Here is a 17,420-nt window from a genome sequence, read left to right on the forward strand (position 1 = left end):
TAGTTTGTATAGACAACATAATGAGTTCTATGCTTCGAGATTTCTTTCTTATCTGAACCTGTTGAAAGGCTCAGTTGACAGAAAATTCGATTTTTTCCTTTTGACCTCGCCGAATTAAATCTAAAATACGTTTAGAGTCCTCGTTGCTGGGATTAATCTTGAGTGCTTTCTCGATATCTTCAGCTGCTCCTGACAAATCACCTTTTACCATTTTTACTTTGCTTCGAGTCTGATGCACCACAACGTTATTGGGATCTAGTCTAATTGCTATTTCACAATAGGCTAGAGCCTTGTCAGGTTCGTTGCTCAATAGTTTCGCCATGCATAAATTACAATAGATCATGGAATTGTTAGGGTCTAATTTCATAGCCTTATTGTAATCATCAATGCTGCCAACAATATCTTTACGCTCCATACGGATCACCCCACGGTTTATGTACGCCTTGGAGTAATCAGGGTTCTTCTCAATCGCTATTGTGTAGTCGGCATATGCCAAATCCGGTTGCCCATTGTCCTTGTACAAGATAGCTCGGTTGTAATAGGCATCAGCATAATTCGGCTGAAGTTTGATCACTCGATCATAATCGTCTAGCGCCTTATCCAGACGTTTAAGGTTTGTATAGACGTTTCCACGGCATAAATAGGCGTCCACAAATTGAGGGTTCAAGGTTATGGCCCGATCATATTCCTTGATTGCTCCCTCATTATTTTTGGTCATAGCGAAATATAATCCCTTATTGCTATGGGCCTCGGGTAAATCTGGTTTTAGTTCTAGGGCGTGATTAAGGTCAGTCAATGCACTTTTGTAATCGCCTTGCAGCAGGAACATCGCACCGCGACTGTTATAAGCCCTGGCATCAGTGGGAGCTAGCTGTATGGCATGCTCAAAATCATCCTTGGCAGACTCAAACTGATTTTGTTTCGCATATGCAATTCCGCGATTTAAGTAGGCATCAAGGTAATCCGGCTGTAACTTTACTGCTTCACTCAGCTCGCCGATAGCGCTTTGGTACTTCGCCATCCCTAAGAAGGCTGAACCCTTATTGTTAAAAGCCTCTGCATAGTTTCCCTTCAACTTTATCGCTTGATCGTAGTCGAGAATTGCCCTTTCAAATTCTCCTTTGCGCTGATACACGTTGCCACGGTTGTTGTAAGATTCGGCTACGTCACCTTTCAATCGGATCGATTCTGTGTAATCTGCGATCGACTGATTATCCTCACCATCCTGTCGATGAGCTAAGGCACGAAAGAAGTATGCGGAGTATTTAACTGCTTCCATAGCCGTCTTCTGTGTCAGCGCATGAGCAAATAGCTTAATGCTTGTTGCAAAATCTTTGGCTTCTAACTTAACTAGGCCAATTGCGGTAAGTACCAAATAAGCCTGTCGATTTGAAAGATCTTCTTGGACTCGGAAAGTGTTTAGATCTGAAGCCGGTGATGTGTATATCTCTCTAGCCATCGGAAACGAATGTTTAATTGTACTGAGGAATTCAAGATTACTGTTAAGTAAAACCTTCTCCCCCGTTTTCCCGTACCAACCCCATATTACTACCGTAGCCTTCGCCTTCTGACCGATTTCCCTGGCTCCATATGGCCCCTCTTGCTCGGTGATCGAGCGGTTCAGTGGTAGAACTTCCATCTCAGGATACTCTTTGGTCACTTGGCGCAAATGTGCCAATAGTAATTCAGTTACTCGATAGGATTGTGGGTCCGGGCCATCAAAATTGGCCACGGCGATTATGAACCTATCGGTGGGTAGAGACTTGTAGTAGACCCAAGCCGCACTGAATGCTGGTATTGCGATAATACATACCCACGCAACTCTGCGAATGCGAGGCGAGTAAAGCAGTACCACCGTGGAGGCTCCCAAATTCGCTCCGATCGTACTCTTCTTCAAAGCTAGATGTATGAACAAGAGCCATATAAAAGGTATTACAGATATTAAGAGTATGTTAGATATCCAGGCCCATTCCGTATGTAATAGTTGAAGGATTAAAAGAGACGTTAAAATGGCACCAAGAAGTGAAGCAATTACTTTAATGGGCGTATCGACTGCTTCATGCCATTTCATATCAGTACCCTAGTGGATAAAGCGGTGTATGCCTCTCTACCATAGGGCTACGGACCGCGCAAGTTACCGACCTCCCTTAGAAATGCCTCCACAGTTCGTTTGACACTTTTTCATGGTCGGCGTAGCTTACACTTCATGACATCTGACCAGTCTCTAAATGAAACTCCCAGCGAAATGTGTACATTTTTCCAAGGAAAGGTTATGACGAATTAATGGAGTTAAAACCGCAAAAAGTACACTGCAATCAGTGCGGTGGTGATCGCAATCACGAGGTTCTCCATTCCATTACAACTTCGTGGGAAGATGAAGAGTCTGGAATTGGCGGTAAAGATGAATACGAGACGCTGAAGTGTCTTGGATGTGACAGTGTTATATTGCGACATAGCTCGTGGTTCTCAGAAGATCCTGACCCGTGGCCCTCTATTAGTTACATTCCACCTCCAATCTTTAGGCCGAAACCTAAATGGTTCTCTGAGCTATTTTCGCATGCCGGAAAAGATGGATTTGTTGAGAAGTTGCTGAAAGAAATCTACGTGGCACTTCAGAACAACCTCCCAAGCCTTGCCGTTATGGGCATTAGGTCTTTGATTGAAAAAATCATGATTTCTAAGTCAGGAGATCAAGGAAGTTTTGTAAAAAACCTAAAGAAATTTGAAGAATTAGGCTATGTGTCACGGATTGAACGCGAGCGACTAGAGACGATTCTTGAAGCAGGGCATGCAACAACTCACAGAAATTTCTCGCCAGAAACTTCGGATGTTATAACCCTCGTCGATATTACCGAGCACATTGTTCAAAGCGTTTACCTCCATGATCCAAAAATAGCTGCGCTTAAGAAACGGGTTCCAGCACGGACAGATACACCATAGGATTATAAGCGCATCATAGAAATCTTGAGAGAGGCCGAATCTATGAGTGAAACTGCTTCAATTGAGGTAGGCAAGCCTAATGGTGAATTGTGGATTTCCTGCGGACCATGTGATCGTAAAACACGCCATGAGGTATTGACTGTCGTCAAATGGCAAGATGGAGATGATAATGTCACTCTCTGGAAATCTTATATGACTGTCATGTGCCAAGGGTGCCGAACAGTCAGCTTTTGTATCGAATCACAATTTTCCGAAGATTATGAGTACGACGAGCATGAAGATGGATATTACGTTAAACGATACGAACTGTATCCAAATCGCATTACCGGTCGGCCTGAGATGGATTCAGCTCGCGATATCCCAGAAGGAATTTATGATCTGTATGCAGAGACAAGGACAGCTTTATGCAGCAATCAGCCGATCTTGACTGGTATAGGGATTCGAGCAATTGTTGAAGCAGTTTGTAAGGACCGTGGAGCGACCGGACATAATCTTGAAAAAAGAATCGATAGTCTGGTCATATTAAAAATAGTCACCGAAGATGGTGCAAAGATCTTGCACAATCTTCGGTTCATGGGGAATGACGCCGCGCACGAAGTGAAAGCCCACAAAATCGATGAACTAAGTATCGCCTTTGGCGTGCTTGAGTACCTCCTCCAGGGCGTCTATATCATGCCGAAGCAGGCGAGCATGTTGCCGCAGAACATAAAGATCTTGCCGAAGAAGCCAAAGCCGTAAGAGAATGTCGATTGTTATTAAGAGATCAACGCAACCGTTTGTAATGTAAAGCGAAAGTATTCCTTTAATGACGGTAGGCACCGCCCCTCTCCGCCATCGTCAGTTACCCAGCAGGCAACCTGATTCACTCCCGCGTAGGACTCGAAGCTGGAACCTCATCGCGGACCTGCAAGGTGCGACAGAGGAAACGGTTCTTCCATGCCGAATGACATCACGTCGGCTCATGCCGGACGCGATTTGGTCAGTCACGCCGAATAGCCACCACCTTCCCTTCGCGTTATGTTTATGGCTCATCTTTCATCTTGACACGTAGAAGTACCGGCACATATCCTCTTCCCTCTAACCCACATCCTGCCGACGGCTCCGGAGAGCCACCGCCGACACCTTGTGAGAAAGGCGGTGATCGATCGTAGCTACTACCGTAGAAGGACCTTCACAAACAATTCTGAGTGCGGAGACCTAGCCGAGGCGAAGGCCGGGTGGAAGCAAGCCTTCCATTACTCGGAAGGAGAAAGGTCGGTGTCTATGGAACGCATCAATGACGATGTAGTCAAGTTCACGAAGGGATGCGAAAGCTTGCTGTCGGCTCTTGCTCGTCACACCGAGTTCTCCGAGACTGAACAAGGAATGATTGATTTCTACTGTCAAGAAATCCTGAACCACACTCAGTCTTTAAGAAAAGTGTACGAACATCGGTAGGCTCCAGACTGACCCCGCTGAAGTAAGCCCTCCATGAGGATCGCCTGACTTTGAGGTGTCGCGTAAGCCTTCTTGGTCCTTGACGATCGACCCGCGTTTGAATATGCGATAACGCAACCGTCTGAGATTCAAGAGGAAGGCGTGTTTTAGAGCCGTCTGATGGGTCGGTGTTGTCTGTTGAGACCTGCCGACTCCCCAAGCACCGAAGACATCGTCTAAGTCATTGACTTTCCTCATTCCCTTAATGCTTTACATGGAGAGAGTGGGTCTATAGCGTGGGTCATCGTGTCGCTACGGACATTCCAGGATTTCAAAAGGCGGCAAACTGGCTCTCATGGTTGATTTATAGGGAAGGACGGCTTTTTTCTCTTTCCACCACTTCTATAACCTCTATGTTCGCGTCACGCGAAGAATCTCGTCTCGCTGCACATACTCAGTTCCAGTGAGATTTCTATTGTGAGATCGGAACGCCTATCGTATTCTGACGTGCCACATTGGCCCATAGCTCTCTACAAGAAAGGACTCCCACTCCATGAGCATTCGTCTATTATGTCTAGCCATAGGGCTTCTTCTGCTCACAACCCCTGCATCGGCTGCGTCCACGGATCCGGTGAATGATGATCAGAAAACTTTATATGCGCTTGGCTTGGCCATCAGCCAATCCCTGGGCACCTTCTCCTTGAGCGAAGCCGAATTGGATATGGTCAAGAACGGCCTCACCGACGGCGTCTTGAAGCGCACCCAAAAAGTCGATCTGCAAACGTTCGGACCGAAGATTCAACAACTGCAACAGGCTCGCTTGGCGGTCGCGGCTGAGAGCGAGAAGAAGGCCGGCGCGGCGTTTACGGCAAAGGCGGCTTCGGAGAAAGGGGCGACGAAGACGGAGTCCGGGATCGTCATCACGTCCCTCAAGTCCGGCAACGGAGCCACGCCGAAGGCCACGGACACCGTCAAGGTCCATTACCATGGCACCTTGACCGACGGGACGGTCTTCGATAGTTCGATCAAGCGAGGGGAACCCGCCACGTTTCCGCTGAACAAGGTCATTAAGTGTTGGACCGAGGGGGTCCAGCAAATCAAGGTCGGGGGAAAGAGCCGACTGGTCTGTCCGTCCAACTTGGCCTATGGTGATACGGGATCACCGCCCGTTATCAAGCCAGGATCGACCTTGATTTTTGAGGTGGAGTTGCTTGAAATCGTGAATAACTAGACAGCTTCGTTGCCGCCTCTCTCGGCTTTCTCGGAGAGGCGGCATCCACTCTTGCGATAACCTGCCGACCATCCTACGACTCACCTCCCGTATCGCCGATGTTGAAATCCGCGAGCCACAGCCAAATCGCCGCTCCCTCCCCTCGTCGTTGGCTGATTCTCGGGCTCCTGTTTGCCATCAGCGTCGTCACGTACATCGATCGGGTCAATATTTCGGTCACCGCCCGTCAGATGATGCCGGCCTTGGGATTGACCGAGCAGGAGATGGGATTCGTCTTTTCCGCCTTCGTCGTCGGATATGCGCTGTTCCAGATTCCCGGCGGATGGCTCGGCGATCGCTGGGGAATCCGCATCGTCCTCACGATCGCGCTGATCTGGTGGTCCTGCTTTACCGCCTGGACGGCCATCGCCGCCACCTCATGGTTGGCCGGTCCGCTGGGAATCGTCGGCGCGCTGGCCCTTGTCCGATTTCTCCTCGGTGTCGGTGAGGCCTCGGCCCTGCCCACGTTCAATCGCGCCGTCACCGACTGGCTTCCGCCGCATGAGCGCGGGCTCGGCATCGGCATCGCCATCGGAGGAATCGGGATCGGCGCGGCGATCACCCCGCCTGTCACCGCCTGGATCATGGTCAACTACGGCTGGCAATCCGCCTTCTATCTTTCAAGCGGGATCGGGTTCGGCCTTGCGGTCATCTGGTGGTGGTTGGCGACGGATCGTCCCCCGCATCACTTTCCGTCTCCTCAGGCCGAAACATCCCCGTCCACGGTGCCGGCCGGTCCAACACACCATTCGATTCCCTGGGGTCTTCTCCGAAGGACACCGAGCGTGTGGTGGCTGATGCTGAGTTACGGATGCTTGGGCTACGTCGCCTATGTCTACATGTCCTGGTTCTATCTCTACCTCGTCAATGAGCGTGGCTTTAGCGTGCTGCGAGGTGGAGTCTATGCCGCGGCTCCCTTCCTGGCCATTCTCGTCGCCTGCCCGCTCGGCGGGTGGGTCACCGATCGATTAGTCATCAGGCACGGCGCAACCAAAGGCCGCCGGATCGTGGGCATGACGGGGATGGGGTTGGCCGCCGGCTCCATCGCGTTGGGGGCCGCCGCAGAATCCCCCTATTTCGCCCTTGCCGCCCTCTCGGTCGGCGCCGGGTGGCTGTACTTCACGGTCGGGGCCTATTGGTCCTCGACGAGTGAGCTCTCGCCGACCCACGCCGGCAGTCTCTCCGGCCTGATGAACATGGGGGCCAATCTCGGAGGGGCCGTGTCCCCCGCGTTGACGCCATGGCTCGCTCACCAGTGGGGATGGGGTGCTTCGCTCTGCCTCGCGGCCTTCATTGCCCTGCTCGGTGGGATCATGTGGATGCGCATCAGGCCCGGTGATGGGCTTGCAAAAGACGGTGCTGAGTGCTGAGACACGAGTACTGCGTGGTGACGTTCAGACACAGCGCTCGGACTCGGCACTGCTTGCCGGACCTTGTCACCATGAAGACGGCCTTGTTACATTCATGGCGATGACACTCGAATTTCGAAAGAAAGATCCCCGCGTGACGATCATCACGCGATTCGGCGAGATCAAGATCCGCTTCTACTCGGACGCCGCGCCGCGCCATGTGGAGAATTTCATCAATCTGGTCAAGATGGGGTTTTATGACGGCACCACGTTTCACCGTGTGGTGCCCGGTTTCATCATTCAGGGCGGCGATCCATTGAGCAAATCGTCCGACCGCGTCATCCACGGCACGGGCGGACCGGGCTACTTTCTTTCTCCGGAGCCGAACGATCGCCCGCACAAGCGCGGGGCGCTGTCCATGGCGAAAATGCCCCGCGAGAGCAACAGCACGCGCGACTTCAACGACAACGGCTCACAGTTTTTCATCTGCGTCGGGGACAACAGCGGCTTGGATCGCCGCTACACGGTGTTTGGCGAAGTGTTTCGTGGGATCGACGTCGTCGACAAGATCGTCGGCGTCCCGCGCGATGAGCGAGACAACCCTCTCGATCCGATCAGGATCACCATGGCCGTGAAAGAGTAGCGACCTGCCGACCCCCGACCGTCCTATGGGTTCAGAAACCAATCATGTGAAAGGCGCCATCCTCTCGGGAGCGGATCCGGCCGCCGTCCGACTGGCCGGGAAGGTGATCCAAGCGGGTGGCCTCGTCGCGTTTCCGACTGAAACGGTCTATGGACTCGGCTGCGACGCATTCAATGCCGACGCAGCGGCGAAGGTCTTCGAGGCCAAACAACGGCCTCAGTTCGATCCACTCATCGTCCACATCGCCGACCCCGGCCAGTTGGAAGCCGTGATCGACTCTCTGCCGCCTCTTGGCCGCCGTCTCATCGATGCCTTCTGGCCCGGTCCGCTGACGTTGGTGTTATCCAAACAGCAGGCCATCCCGGATCTCGTCACGGCGGGACTGTCCACCGTCGCGGTGCGAATGCCGAATCATCCGGTGGCACAGGCGCTTATTCGAGAAGCGGGCACCCCGATCGCGGCACCCAGCGCCAATCCCTTCGGCTATGTCAGCCCGACCACCGCTCGGCACGTTGCCGACGGGCTGGGAAGCAACGTAGACCTCATCCTCGACGGTGGACCATGCCCCGTGGGAGTCGAATCGACGATCGTGTCATTGGCAGGGCCACAGCCGGAATTGTTGCGTCCGGGCTGTATCACCATCGAGCAACTCGGCGCCCTCATCGGTCCGCTGCGCCGGTCGTCGTCTACAACCGAAAGGCCTCTTGCGCCCGGCCAATTGTCACGCCATTACGCCACGCGGACGCCGCTGACCATCTTGCCTGCGGTCGGAGCGAGGCCGGTCCTGAACAGTGACAAGCGTGCGGGATTGCTGATTCACGCGCGGCCCCAAAATGGCACCGACGGTTTCGCAGCCGTTGAAGTGCTCTCTTCTCGTGGCGATCTCCGAGAAGCCGCGCGGCATCTCTTCGCAGCGCTGCGGAGGCTGGACGCTCTGGACCTGGATCGGATCTACGCGGAGCCTTGTGCGGAAGAAGGAATCGGGGCCGCCATCATGGATCGCTTGCGTCGCTGCGCCGCGCCATGACGGTGCCCGAGGTTTCCTGACGGGCGGAACGAGCGCTCCCCGCCTTCTCTTGTGCTTCTCGTCGCTCCTCACCGCCGACGGTCCATTCAGCGTCATGTCCGCTGGAACAGAAGCTTGGCAATCGAGACACGATTCTTGTCCAGAATCGCGGCCACGATGATCACATAGGAGAAGAATCGTATGAGGTACACGAGCGGCTCGAATTCGTCATTCCCGATGTGCGCGGCCAGGGCCAGACGGCTCGCACATCCAAGCACGAAGGACCACGTGAAAAAGAGGAAGAATCGGTCCCTCGTCATCCTCCAATAGTGCAGAAAGAACAGCGCCAAGACGACATCGCTCATCACGAGGGCTCCGAGCATGAATTCCTTGAGTTCCATCGATTCAAGCATGGACCGCTCGCCTCACTTCGATTCGGAAATCAGTCCGAACAACAGCAGGCCGTGCGCCGCCAAGGCAATGGCATAGCGCAAGACGCTCAAATCCATCATGGAAAAGGCCAGCTTGTCTGCCATCAGGAAAAGATTGTTGATCGTGACGATGATGAAATAGAGGCCGCTCCAAAACAACAATCGATACCGGGTTCCCCTGTACGCCCGCAGGAGCAGCCAGGCGCAGAGGCCGGCGGTCAGTGCACAGAGCGCGTAGATGAACGAAGCCATCATTCCTCCTGAGCCAGGAACTTGAATGCGTCGGCAAACTGCTCCATCCGCATCTGCGCCTTGGCATGCACGAGATTCGATACCGGCACGAGGTGCTTGGAGTAGTAATAAGCGAGGCGGTCCACCATTTCGCGAAGGTCTCCGGTGTCCGGCCTATACCGATAGCTTGGTGGCGGCTGCTCTTTCATGCACACCAGCAAACCCTGCCGACACAGCTCCTCCAACACGGGAGCACATTGCTCTTCGGAGATATATAACCGATCCGCCACTTGTTTGCATTCCCACCACGTATCCGGGCTTTGCCGCAGCAGCAACACCGCCTCCAACTGGGCGATGGAATCGATACGATCAAGGACGAACCGGGCGACTTCTTTGGGAATGACGGAGTGGTCCATATGGTGCTCTCAGTCAGGTATCCGCATGTGGAGAACGAGGCAACTGGTGATTTGCCTAGCGGACTGCCGGCTCCGACGGCTAATCGGCATCGTCTGTCCCAGTTACACGGAAATTGACACGGTCCCAAAGGCCGATCAGGCATGCATGTTTTTTCTTAAATGAGACTCGACGATCCGAGTGGACGAAATTATTCTCGACGAGATGCCGAGCCGTGCCTGTGAATTGACCTGGATTGTGTAACAATAAAACGGTGAAGATGTCGGCAAGAAGCGAAAGAAGCCGGGGAACCTTGGTGAGCACCGCACGGAAGAATCTTCCGGTCTTGTCGGGTCAACACCGGCTCCGTGGCGACGCGTAAGCACCGCGAAAGTCGGCTCACCCGCCGCTATTTGGTAAGGCTGAGGGCTTTGACCGACGCGCGCGCCGCCGTTCGCGCCTTGATGGCAGGATTGAGGAGCACCCCGGGGTCGGCGTGGATTCCGATGTCGGCCACTCGTTTACAGTGGCGGATCACGTCGTTGAGGGACGCGATTCCTTCCTCTCGGCCCGGATGCGAAGCAGGAAGCCGCTTGATCAGCGATTCGGCATATCGCGTGGCTTCCGCGCAATGGTGGAGGATCGCCTTGGCATCGCCCATCCCGCCATGGGCCACCATGTCCTCGGTGTTTTGCAGCAACGCGTCTCTTTGTTCCTGGAGTGTGGGCTCCATCTCGCCGGCCAGTGTGATCGAAGCCGCTGCGATCGTCACCGCGGCGGCAATGGCGAGCCCCCTGCCGAATACCGCCAGCCAACCGTTGCGCATGGGCCTCGTCGATCCTCGCGTCATCAATACCGTCCTTTCGGATCGATGACCGCCGACGTGAGGTCACGATACAGCTTGTGGAACGCCTCAGTGCTCAACTCTGGAGCCTGTAACTTTGCCAGAGTGTCCGGACTGATGGGGTATTCGACGGTGTCGTCGTAATTGGACGAGGCAATCGTGATAAACCTGGGAGGGAACAATCGCTCGGGCAGCAGGATGCCCACTCCCAGGTTGTATTTGATCGCCAGCCGAATCGCCTCTCGTGCTTTATCGGCCGGCACATCCCGCCCCAATCCGATATTCTGCGGCGGTTGTCCCATCCGGGCGAATTGAAAATGCACGTTCGTCAATCCCGCTTCGGTAAATTCACGTTTGAGTTCCGCCTCGCGAGCGCGATACTGGTTGGCCAGCACGACCTCCACCCGGCTGACCGCCGGCGCCGACGGCTTCTCGCCGGACGATGCCGCGGCGGTGACGGCGGTCGCGAGCATCATGAGGAGCAGCCCAATGAAATGTCGTCGTAGGCGCATGGCATTCTCTTAAAAAAACACTGGGGAGCAAAGGCTCCCCAGCATGGTGCACGTAAGTTGACGTCGAAAGACGGGGCGTGCCTACCGGAGGTAGGCACGCCCCGCGTACTGCCTGTTACTTCTTGCCCTTCAGAGCGGTCGGTGAGGCCTTTGCCTTCCCAGCCGGCTGCTCCGCGGTCCTGGTCGGCGGAACTTGCGGCATCAACGGCTTGATCCGTTGATCATCCACCGGAAGAACTTTGAACAGGCCCCACTGCCCGGCGTTGGCAAATGCCGGCCGTTGGTTCTTCCAGATATAGTCACCAGCGATCTTGTTCGGACCGCCGGCTCCTCCGGTCAGATGCGCATTGATGATTTCTGAGCCGCCGAACTCCATGGTGCTGACCTGGTCGGCACCCTGCATATACGGCTCATGCGGCCATTCGTGGCCGTCGATCGTAAACAGTTGCACCTGTTCGCTGAACGCGCCCAGGACGTGAATGGCCACCGGATCTCCGACGTGCGCCTGCAACAACGGCGTCGCCGGTGTCTCGCCGGCCTTCACGCAGCTGAAAATCTCGGCCACGTCACAACCCTTTTCCATCCGCCATGCGGTCGGTTCCGAGCGGTAGTTGACCGCCGTGATGCCGGCCACTTGCTGGATGTAGGGCATGAAGCTGACACCCACGATATTGTCTTCGTCCTGGAACATCAAGGAGAAGTCTCGGTAGTTCTTCCGATTCTCATTCCCTGAGATCGTCCGATCAACGAGGACGTCGGCGCGCCAGCTGCTCTTCATCGTGATGTCGTCGCCCGTCACCGGATCACGATAGCGTGAACCTTTCGGACCGACGATGATGGAGCCGAAGAGGCCGTTCCGTGGGTTTTCCACGACGTTCCCCCAGTCCTGAATGAGCGCGGCGAGCTCGCCGTATTCAGGATGCGCGTAGTAGGTGTAGGTCTTGCTCTCGCCGGGACCGACGGTTTGATCACCGGGATTGTTGCCCACGTTGGCACCGAACGAGTCCTTCGGGTTGAACGCCATCATGTCGACGTGGAACCCGGCTCGATCCTTGGCCATCTCGTTTTTCAAGTTGACTTTCACGCAATCACCGACGTTGACGTGCAGAGTCAGCGGGCTCGGCTTCAGCTCGCCCGCCTTGACCCGACCACGATCTCCATCGAGGACGTACATCTTGCCCTGTTCGTTCCCGAAGACCATTTTGCGCTCGAGATCGACTTCCATGACGCCCGGCGCTCCATCATGGTACCGGATCTGTTGATCGATCGCCGAGACATTGAAGGTCTTCACCGGTGCCTCGGCCGGACACACGGACGGCGCAGACTTTTGAATCTGTTCGCGTCCGGGCAACGGCTTCAGGTCACCCTGCGGTTCATCGAACACACGGAAGATACCCCAGCTGCCTTCCGCAAAATGCGAGGCGCGACCGCTGTAGTAGAGATAATCTCCCGCTTGTTTCTGCGGTCCTCCGGCGGCCGGAATGGCCGGGTCATACCGCTCCCCGATCACCAAATGGACCGTGCTGCGCGGCATGGCATCCTTCGCGTACCGCTCCATGGGGAACCAGTGCCCGGTCACGTGCCACGTGTGCACTTCATTGGCCGAGCCGACCAGGGCGCGCACCATGATGGGGTCGCCGAGGTAGGCACGCAACAACGGAGTGCCTGGATCACCGTGAATACCGGACACGAACAGCTTGGACGGGTCGGGATTGTTGGCGAGCCGGACGCTCAACGGTTCCACGCGCATGCTGTAGCCGCTGCCCGTCGTGGCCTCGCCGCCGTTCAAGAACCACATCGCGGACTTATTGATTTTCTCCGGGAATTGATGCGACGGCGGCCCGTCCACGGTGACCGCCCCGATCTTCGCCTGCGGATTGTCCGTCGTAATCAGCTCCGCCGTTCGGGCGTTGCTGTCCATGATGTGCATCATCACTTCGCGGAAACTGCCGCGAATATGGGCCGAAACCGGCTCCAGCGTGTGAATATCCGCAACGGGGCCGCTCCGGATTTCCTTGCCGGTGACCGGGTCATGATAGGTCGAACGCGGTGGCTCCGTGATGAAGGCCGAGAACAGCCCATGGCCCCACGTATCCGTCCCGAACACGTGATCGTGCCAGTAGACCGTGCCCAGGTCCGCGTCCACGTACCAGCGCTCACGGATGAACTCGACGCTGGCGATATCGTTCTTCTTATGCGCATGCTTCAACGGCGCATCGAACGTGATGGTCTTGCCGTTGATGGTCTTGATCCTGGCCACTTCGAAGTACTTCGGATCATCCATGCCCACGCCCAGTTCCGTATTCACATGGAACTTGGACGTGTCGGCCACGGTGATGCTGCGCGCACCGGCCTTCGTATCCGCCGTCAAGACCGTGTTGGCCGGCAGCGGCATCCCCTTCTCCGGTTGTGGATCCTTCAACATCGTGAAGGCCCGGAGGGACATATCGTAGGAGAACCCGATCGTCGGCCCGTCGGACGCGCTCGTATCGAATTGGAAGAAATGCGGATGGAGGTTGATCTTGTTCGACCATCCGGTCCGCGCGTCATCCGGAATTTCATTCTTGAAAATGACGTCCACGCAATCGTAGACGTTGCCGCGAATCACCAGCGGCACCTGCTTCTTGGGATTGCTTCGAACTTCCACTTCCTCTTCATGCAGCACATAGAGCATGCCGATCGGATCCACGAGCGCCGCCGTTTTGGCCGTCGCCGGTTTCAGCGTGACCGGTAAAATGATCGAGTGGATGGTGAAAAACTTCCGAGGAGCATTCTCCGGGCACAAGCTCCAGGGACCCTGCGCGCCCGGCTTCGGCGGCTCGGTATCCCTCGTTCCATCTTCCCGAACTCGGAACGGTTCCAGCCACGGCGCGCCACCATGGTTCGGCGCAAAGGGCGGCCGCTTCCCGAGATGCGGACGCAGCCAGGGGAACGCCAACTTCCCCGTTTGAGGATCGAACGTGATCGGCAAACGCTTCAGAGGAGCAGGCGAGACGTAATCCGCCCACTTGTGCGGAGTCTCCGGCTCATTGAGCGCCAACGTCCCTTCCCACTTCCAATTCACCACCGTGGCATCGTTCGCCTTCGCCTGTTTGACCTGGTCTTCCGTCTTTCCAGGCAACCCCTGCGGAGGCAGCATATACTCCACCCAATCCTTGATGGAGACCTTCACGGGGTTGGCTTTCCAATCCGTTTTGTCTTTCGTGATTTCGTACTTCTTCCCGCCATACCAGTCGACCGTCTGGCCGACCAACTTATCCGAACTGACCGCCGGCTTGATCTTGCCCGCTCGGTCAGGCAGTTCGACCAGTGGCTTCATCACATCGGTCTGGAAGCCGGGGGCCTGCAACGTGTTGTAAACGCGCCAGAATCCCCACATGCCCGTGACATAGTGTTGCGGAATATGGCAATGGAACACGAACTCCCCGGCCAACGCCTGCAACCCGCCCGAGCCACCCTCGATCACTTCGTCGTAAATCTCCGAGGGTCCGATCGACTGGACATCCAGACGATCGGAGGTGTCGTTGATCAATGGGAACTTGACGGGACCATTCTTGGACAGCGTCGGATCCAGCTTGCTGGTTCCGGGCTGTCTGGCCCAACGAATCGATCCCCCATGGAGGTGGTGAGAGTGAACGATCTCCGATCCGCCGACCATTCGGAATTTCGCGGGATCGCCGAGATAAGAGCGTGGAATCGTCGTAGCCGGATCGCCGAACGTATAGGACCCATAGCCCTGTGACTCATCGGCAAAACCGACCAGGTGTTCTTGCATCTCCAGTCGCGTGCCATGCGGCTCGCTCCGATAGTTCAATAGCCGAGCAGCCGGACGATAGGTATCCGTGTGGGCATCACGCTGGGGCAACATGTCGCCCTTGCGGTTCAAGAGCCGGAACGTCTCGTCACCCGCTTCGTGATAGAAAATCACGAACTCCCGAAAGTCCGAGCCCTTTTCCATATCGATGATGGCTTCCCAGCCGCTTTTCATGTCTTCGCCGGTGAATGGGCTGAGATATCGAGACCCACGGGGCTCAACCACGAGTGAACCCAACAGACCCAATGAGTACTGGTCACGTGTGGCGTGGCTGTGAAAGGCATGCCCTCCTTCTTGCGTGTCCGGCTGGATGTACCACTCGAACTCGCCGGTCTTGCCCGACGCCACCAAGGCATCCGGATTGTTTCCCGTGGCGGGCTTGCCGGTATTGGCCACCAACATTTGCGACCCATTGATGATCATGTTCGTGGCTTCGCCTTCGATCTGATTGCGAAGCGTGATCCGGAGACAGTCGCCCTGGTTGGCACGAATGACCAACGGTTGAATCAGATCTCCTTGCAAACCGTTGGAAACGGCTCCCTCGGCGAAGGTCTGGTCTTCACTCTCCCGGGCGGCTTTATTCTTCGCCTCTTCTTCGCGCACACCGGCGACATTCTCAGTCAGGACATACATGAAGCCCGGATAGAAATCCCCGAACCGATTGACCGTGATCTCGACGTTCATCGCGGTCACGTCATAGGCACGCACCGGGGCGTTCGCGGGGCATCGGTTGCCCTGCGACACCTTGACCTTGTCCATGTCGTCCGCAACGAGGAGAACACCCTGTTGCATCGCATGGGCACTTGCGCCTTGGAACGGTCCTTTGGTGTGGACCTGACGCTCAACCTGCTCCACGGCTTTCGACATCTTGTCCATCAATGCCGGCCCGGCCTGCACGTGGACCGGCTTTGCCGGATCCTGCGTCGTCCCCTGAGCGACGTGCGCATCGTGCGACATCATCGCACCGGCCGGCAGTACACCGGCCAAGATCAGGCCGGCTGCCAAGCCTAAAATTCCCGGTCCCATCCATTTCGTTGAATCACTCATACATCCACCCTCCCATGCATCAGTGTGTCAGGTATGAATTAAACAGAGCTCTCCGCTGTCCTTAGGTATCGTGACTTGTATTGAACCACAACCATCGGAAGGATCGTTAAGGAGTTGATGATGAAGTTATGACCTTGCTGAACTACCCTAGGCTGACCTGAACTTAAGCGGACCATATATATCTATTCCAAGACAATATTGCAAGACGCATTTTTACAGAATAACAAGACCCTATTTATATGAGTTGTACGAGTATTGTATCAGCCCTTCCTTTCTCAATGGACACATAGGAGTAGCAGACATATGCGTCTGTCACCAGATGCCTGAACAACCTAAGGGAAGATCGTCAGAAGAAGGCCATGCCGGTGGTCAAAGTAGGATGCCATTTATCCCGGCAGGCACGTTATGCAGAGGGTCTTTTCTCTTTCCGACTCTCAGAATGGATGGTGGAAGAGCGGTGCGGCTGAGGAGGAGAATACAAGAGACCATTCACTTCATGAGGCACTGTTCTTCTGCTCCAACGAACGGCATTACGGCGTTTGCAGTTCGAGCGTCGGAGTAATCTCGACGGACTTTCCCAGCGCCTCCAATCCAAAATGCGGATTCTCGGTGATCTCGTGAACGCTTCGTCGTCCTTTGGGAGACTCGAACGTAAAGTCGACCTGAAGAGTCTGCTTCGCCGACACCGATACGTTCTTTTCAAGCATCGTTCCGACACCGGGATGCCACGCCGTCAGGGTGTACTCGCCGGCGGGCACATCCGGCAAAGAAAACCGTCCCTCCGAATCGGTCACCATGTAATAGGGATTGTCCACGGCAACCCCCCAACTTTGCATGTAGGCATGAAATCCGCACTGCATGACGAAGATCCGGCGGTTCTTCGTCAGCTTGACGACTTCGATCATCGGCTGTCCGGCCAGGTGCTCGTGGCTCTCGGACCCGGCATCGCGCTGGTGCAGGGGATTCATGGGAAGGGGTGTATTGAATATCACACGGGGGCCCAGTTCCGACGTTTCGTAGGCCTGAATATCATGATACACGGGGTCCATGTTGACGACCCGCACCTCGGCTCGGTCTTTCACCACCGTCACGAAAGGTAAGAACCGGCAGTCACGCGCCTCGATGGTGGGTGGCACGAAGTTGAACGGCTTTCCCTTTGCCGCATCCTTCAGGAACACCACGGTGTCTTTGAGGCCTCGATCGGCCGAAAGACTGAACTCATCCAAAATTCTCCATCCCGTCCCGGTGGAAATTCTTCCGCAATAGACGGGATCGGGAAAGGTGATGAGGTTGAACCCTTTGGGAGCAGGCTTCCCTTCCGTCATCCTGACTGTGCCGGAAATCGTTCCACCGTCCCTCACTTCGATTGCTTGATAAGACCAGGCCGGTGAAGCACAAGCCGCAATGAAGAGGACTGGAACGAGCACTGGCTTCACTGCCATCTTACCAATGGAGATCGGTCTTTTCATGACATCAATCGCCGCTCTGCCCGCTCTATAGAAAAGGGAGGAGCGTGGGCTCCCC

General features: G+C 55.3%; 15 protein-coding genes. 6 read left to right on the forward strand and 9 right to left on the reverse strand.

Annotated features, from left to right (window positions below; translation table 11 throughout):
* Window positions 1-70: 70 nt before the first annotated feature.
* Entirely contained in the window at window positions 71-2,071 is a 2,001-nt protein-coding gene (locus A4E19_03210) for a hypothetical protein (protein OQW33425.1), read from the reverse strand.
* A 212-nt stretch (window positions 2,072-2,283) separates the two neighbouring features.
* Here A4E19_03210 and A4E19_03215 point away from each other — a divergent pair, with 212 nt between their 5' ends.
* The 6 genes from A4E19_03215 to A4E19_03240 all read left to right on the forward strand — a co-directional run bounded on the left by A4E19_03215 (window position 2,284) and on the right by A4E19_03240 (window position 8,645).
* On the forward strand, window positions 2,284-2,940 hold the full coding sequence (locus A4E19_03215; GenBank protein OQW33426.1) for a hypothetical protein: 657 nt from the start codon (window positions 2,284-2,286) through the stop codon (window positions 2,938-2,940).
* A 192-nt stretch (window positions 2,941-3,132) separates the two neighbouring features.
* Window positions 3,133-3,678 carry a hypothetical protein gene (locus A4E19_03220; protein ID OQW33427.1) on the forward strand — a complete coding sequence of 182 codons (546 nt, stop codon included), beginning with the start codon at window positions 3,133-3,135 and terminating at the stop codon, window positions 3,676-3,678.
* A gap of 1,237 nt (window positions 3,679-4,915) precedes the next feature.
* Entirely contained in the window at window positions 4,916-5,587 is a 672-nt protein-coding gene (locus A4E19_03225) for a peptidylprolyl isomerase (GenBank protein OQW33635.1), read from the forward strand.
* A gap of 98 nt (window positions 5,588-5,685) precedes the next feature.
* Complete coding sequence (locus A4E19_03230; protein OQW33428.1) at window positions 5,686-6,996, forward strand: hypothetical protein; 1,311 nt, start codon at window positions 5,686-5,688, stop codon at window positions 6,994-6,996.
* Window positions 6,997-7,090: 94 nt separating this feature from the next.
* Complete coding sequence (locus tag A4E19_03235; GenBank protein ID OQW33636.1) at window positions 7,091-7,618, forward strand: peptidylprolyl isomerase; 528 nt, start codon at window positions 7,091-7,093, stop codon at window positions 7,616-7,618.
* Between the two features lie 25 nt (window positions 7,619-7,643).
* The gene (locus tag A4E19_03240; GenBank protein OQW33429.1) at window positions 7,644-8,645 is read left to right on the forward strand and encodes a translation factor (SUA5); all 1,002 of its coding nucleotides are present in this window, start codon (window positions 7,644-7,646) and stop codon (window positions 8,643-8,645) included.
* A gap of 92 nt (window positions 8,646-8,737) precedes the next feature.
* Here the strand turns inward: A4E19_03240 and A4E19_03245 are convergent, their stop codons facing one another.
* From A4E19_03245 to A4E19_03280, 8 genes are all read right to left on the reverse strand, one after another.
* Complete coding sequence (locus A4E19_03245) at window positions 8,738-9,007, reverse strand: hypothetical protein (GenBank protein OQW33637.1); 270 nt, start codon at window positions 9,005-9,007, stop codon at window positions 8,738-8,740.
* Window positions 9,008-9,049: 42 nt separating this feature from the next.
* Entirely contained in the window at window positions 9,050-9,307 is a 258-nt protein-coding gene (locus A4E19_03250; GenBank protein ID OQW33430.1) for a hypothetical protein, read from the reverse strand.
* Window positions 9,307-9,702, reverse strand: coding sequence for a hypothetical protein (locus A4E19_03255; GenBank protein OQW33431.1), 396 nt, complete (start codon window positions 9,700-9,702; stop codon window positions 9,307-9,309). Before A4E19_03255 ends, A4E19_03250 begins: the two co-directional genes overlap by 1 nt.
* 79 nt (window positions 9,703-9,781) lie before the next feature.
* On the reverse strand, window positions 9,782-10,003 hold the full coding sequence (locus tag A4E19_03260) for a hypothetical protein (GenBank protein ID OQW33432.1): 222 nt from the start codon (window positions 10,001-10,003) through the stop codon (window positions 9,782-9,784).
* 85 nt (window positions 10,004-10,088) lie between these two features.
* The gene (locus A4E19_03265; GenBank protein ID OQW33433.1) at window positions 10,089-10,529 is read right to left on the reverse strand and encodes a hypothetical protein; all 441 of its coding nucleotides are present in this window, start codon (window positions 10,527-10,529) and stop codon (window positions 10,089-10,091) included.
* Window positions 10,529-11,035 (reverse strand): hypothetical protein, encoded by a 507-nt coding sequence (locus A4E19_03270; GenBank protein ID OQW33434.1) that lies wholly within the window; start codon window positions 11,033-11,035, stop codon window positions 10,529-10,531. Before A4E19_03270 ends, A4E19_03265 begins: the two co-directional genes overlap by 1 nt.
* A gap of 115 nt (window positions 11,036-11,150) precedes the next feature.
* Window positions 11,151-15,875 carry a hypothetical protein gene (locus A4E19_03275; protein ID OQW33435.1) on the reverse strand — a complete coding sequence of 1,575 codons (4,725 nt, stop codon included), beginning with the start codon at window positions 15,873-15,875 and terminating at the stop codon, window positions 11,151-11,153.
* Window positions 15,876-16,426: 551 nt separating this feature from the next.
* Window positions 16,427-17,332, reverse strand: a complete 906-nt coding sequence (locus tag A4E19_03280) for a hypothetical protein (GenBank protein ID OQW33638.1) — start codon at window positions 17,330-17,332, stop codon at window positions 16,427-16,429.
* Window positions 17,333-17,420 lie beyond the last annotated feature (88 nt).

The organism is Nitrospira sp. SG-bin1 (assembly GCA_002083365.1).
In the GTDB taxonomy this organism is placed as follows: domain Bacteria; phylum Nitrospirota; class Nitrospiria; order Nitrospirales; family Nitrospiraceae; genus Nitrospira_D.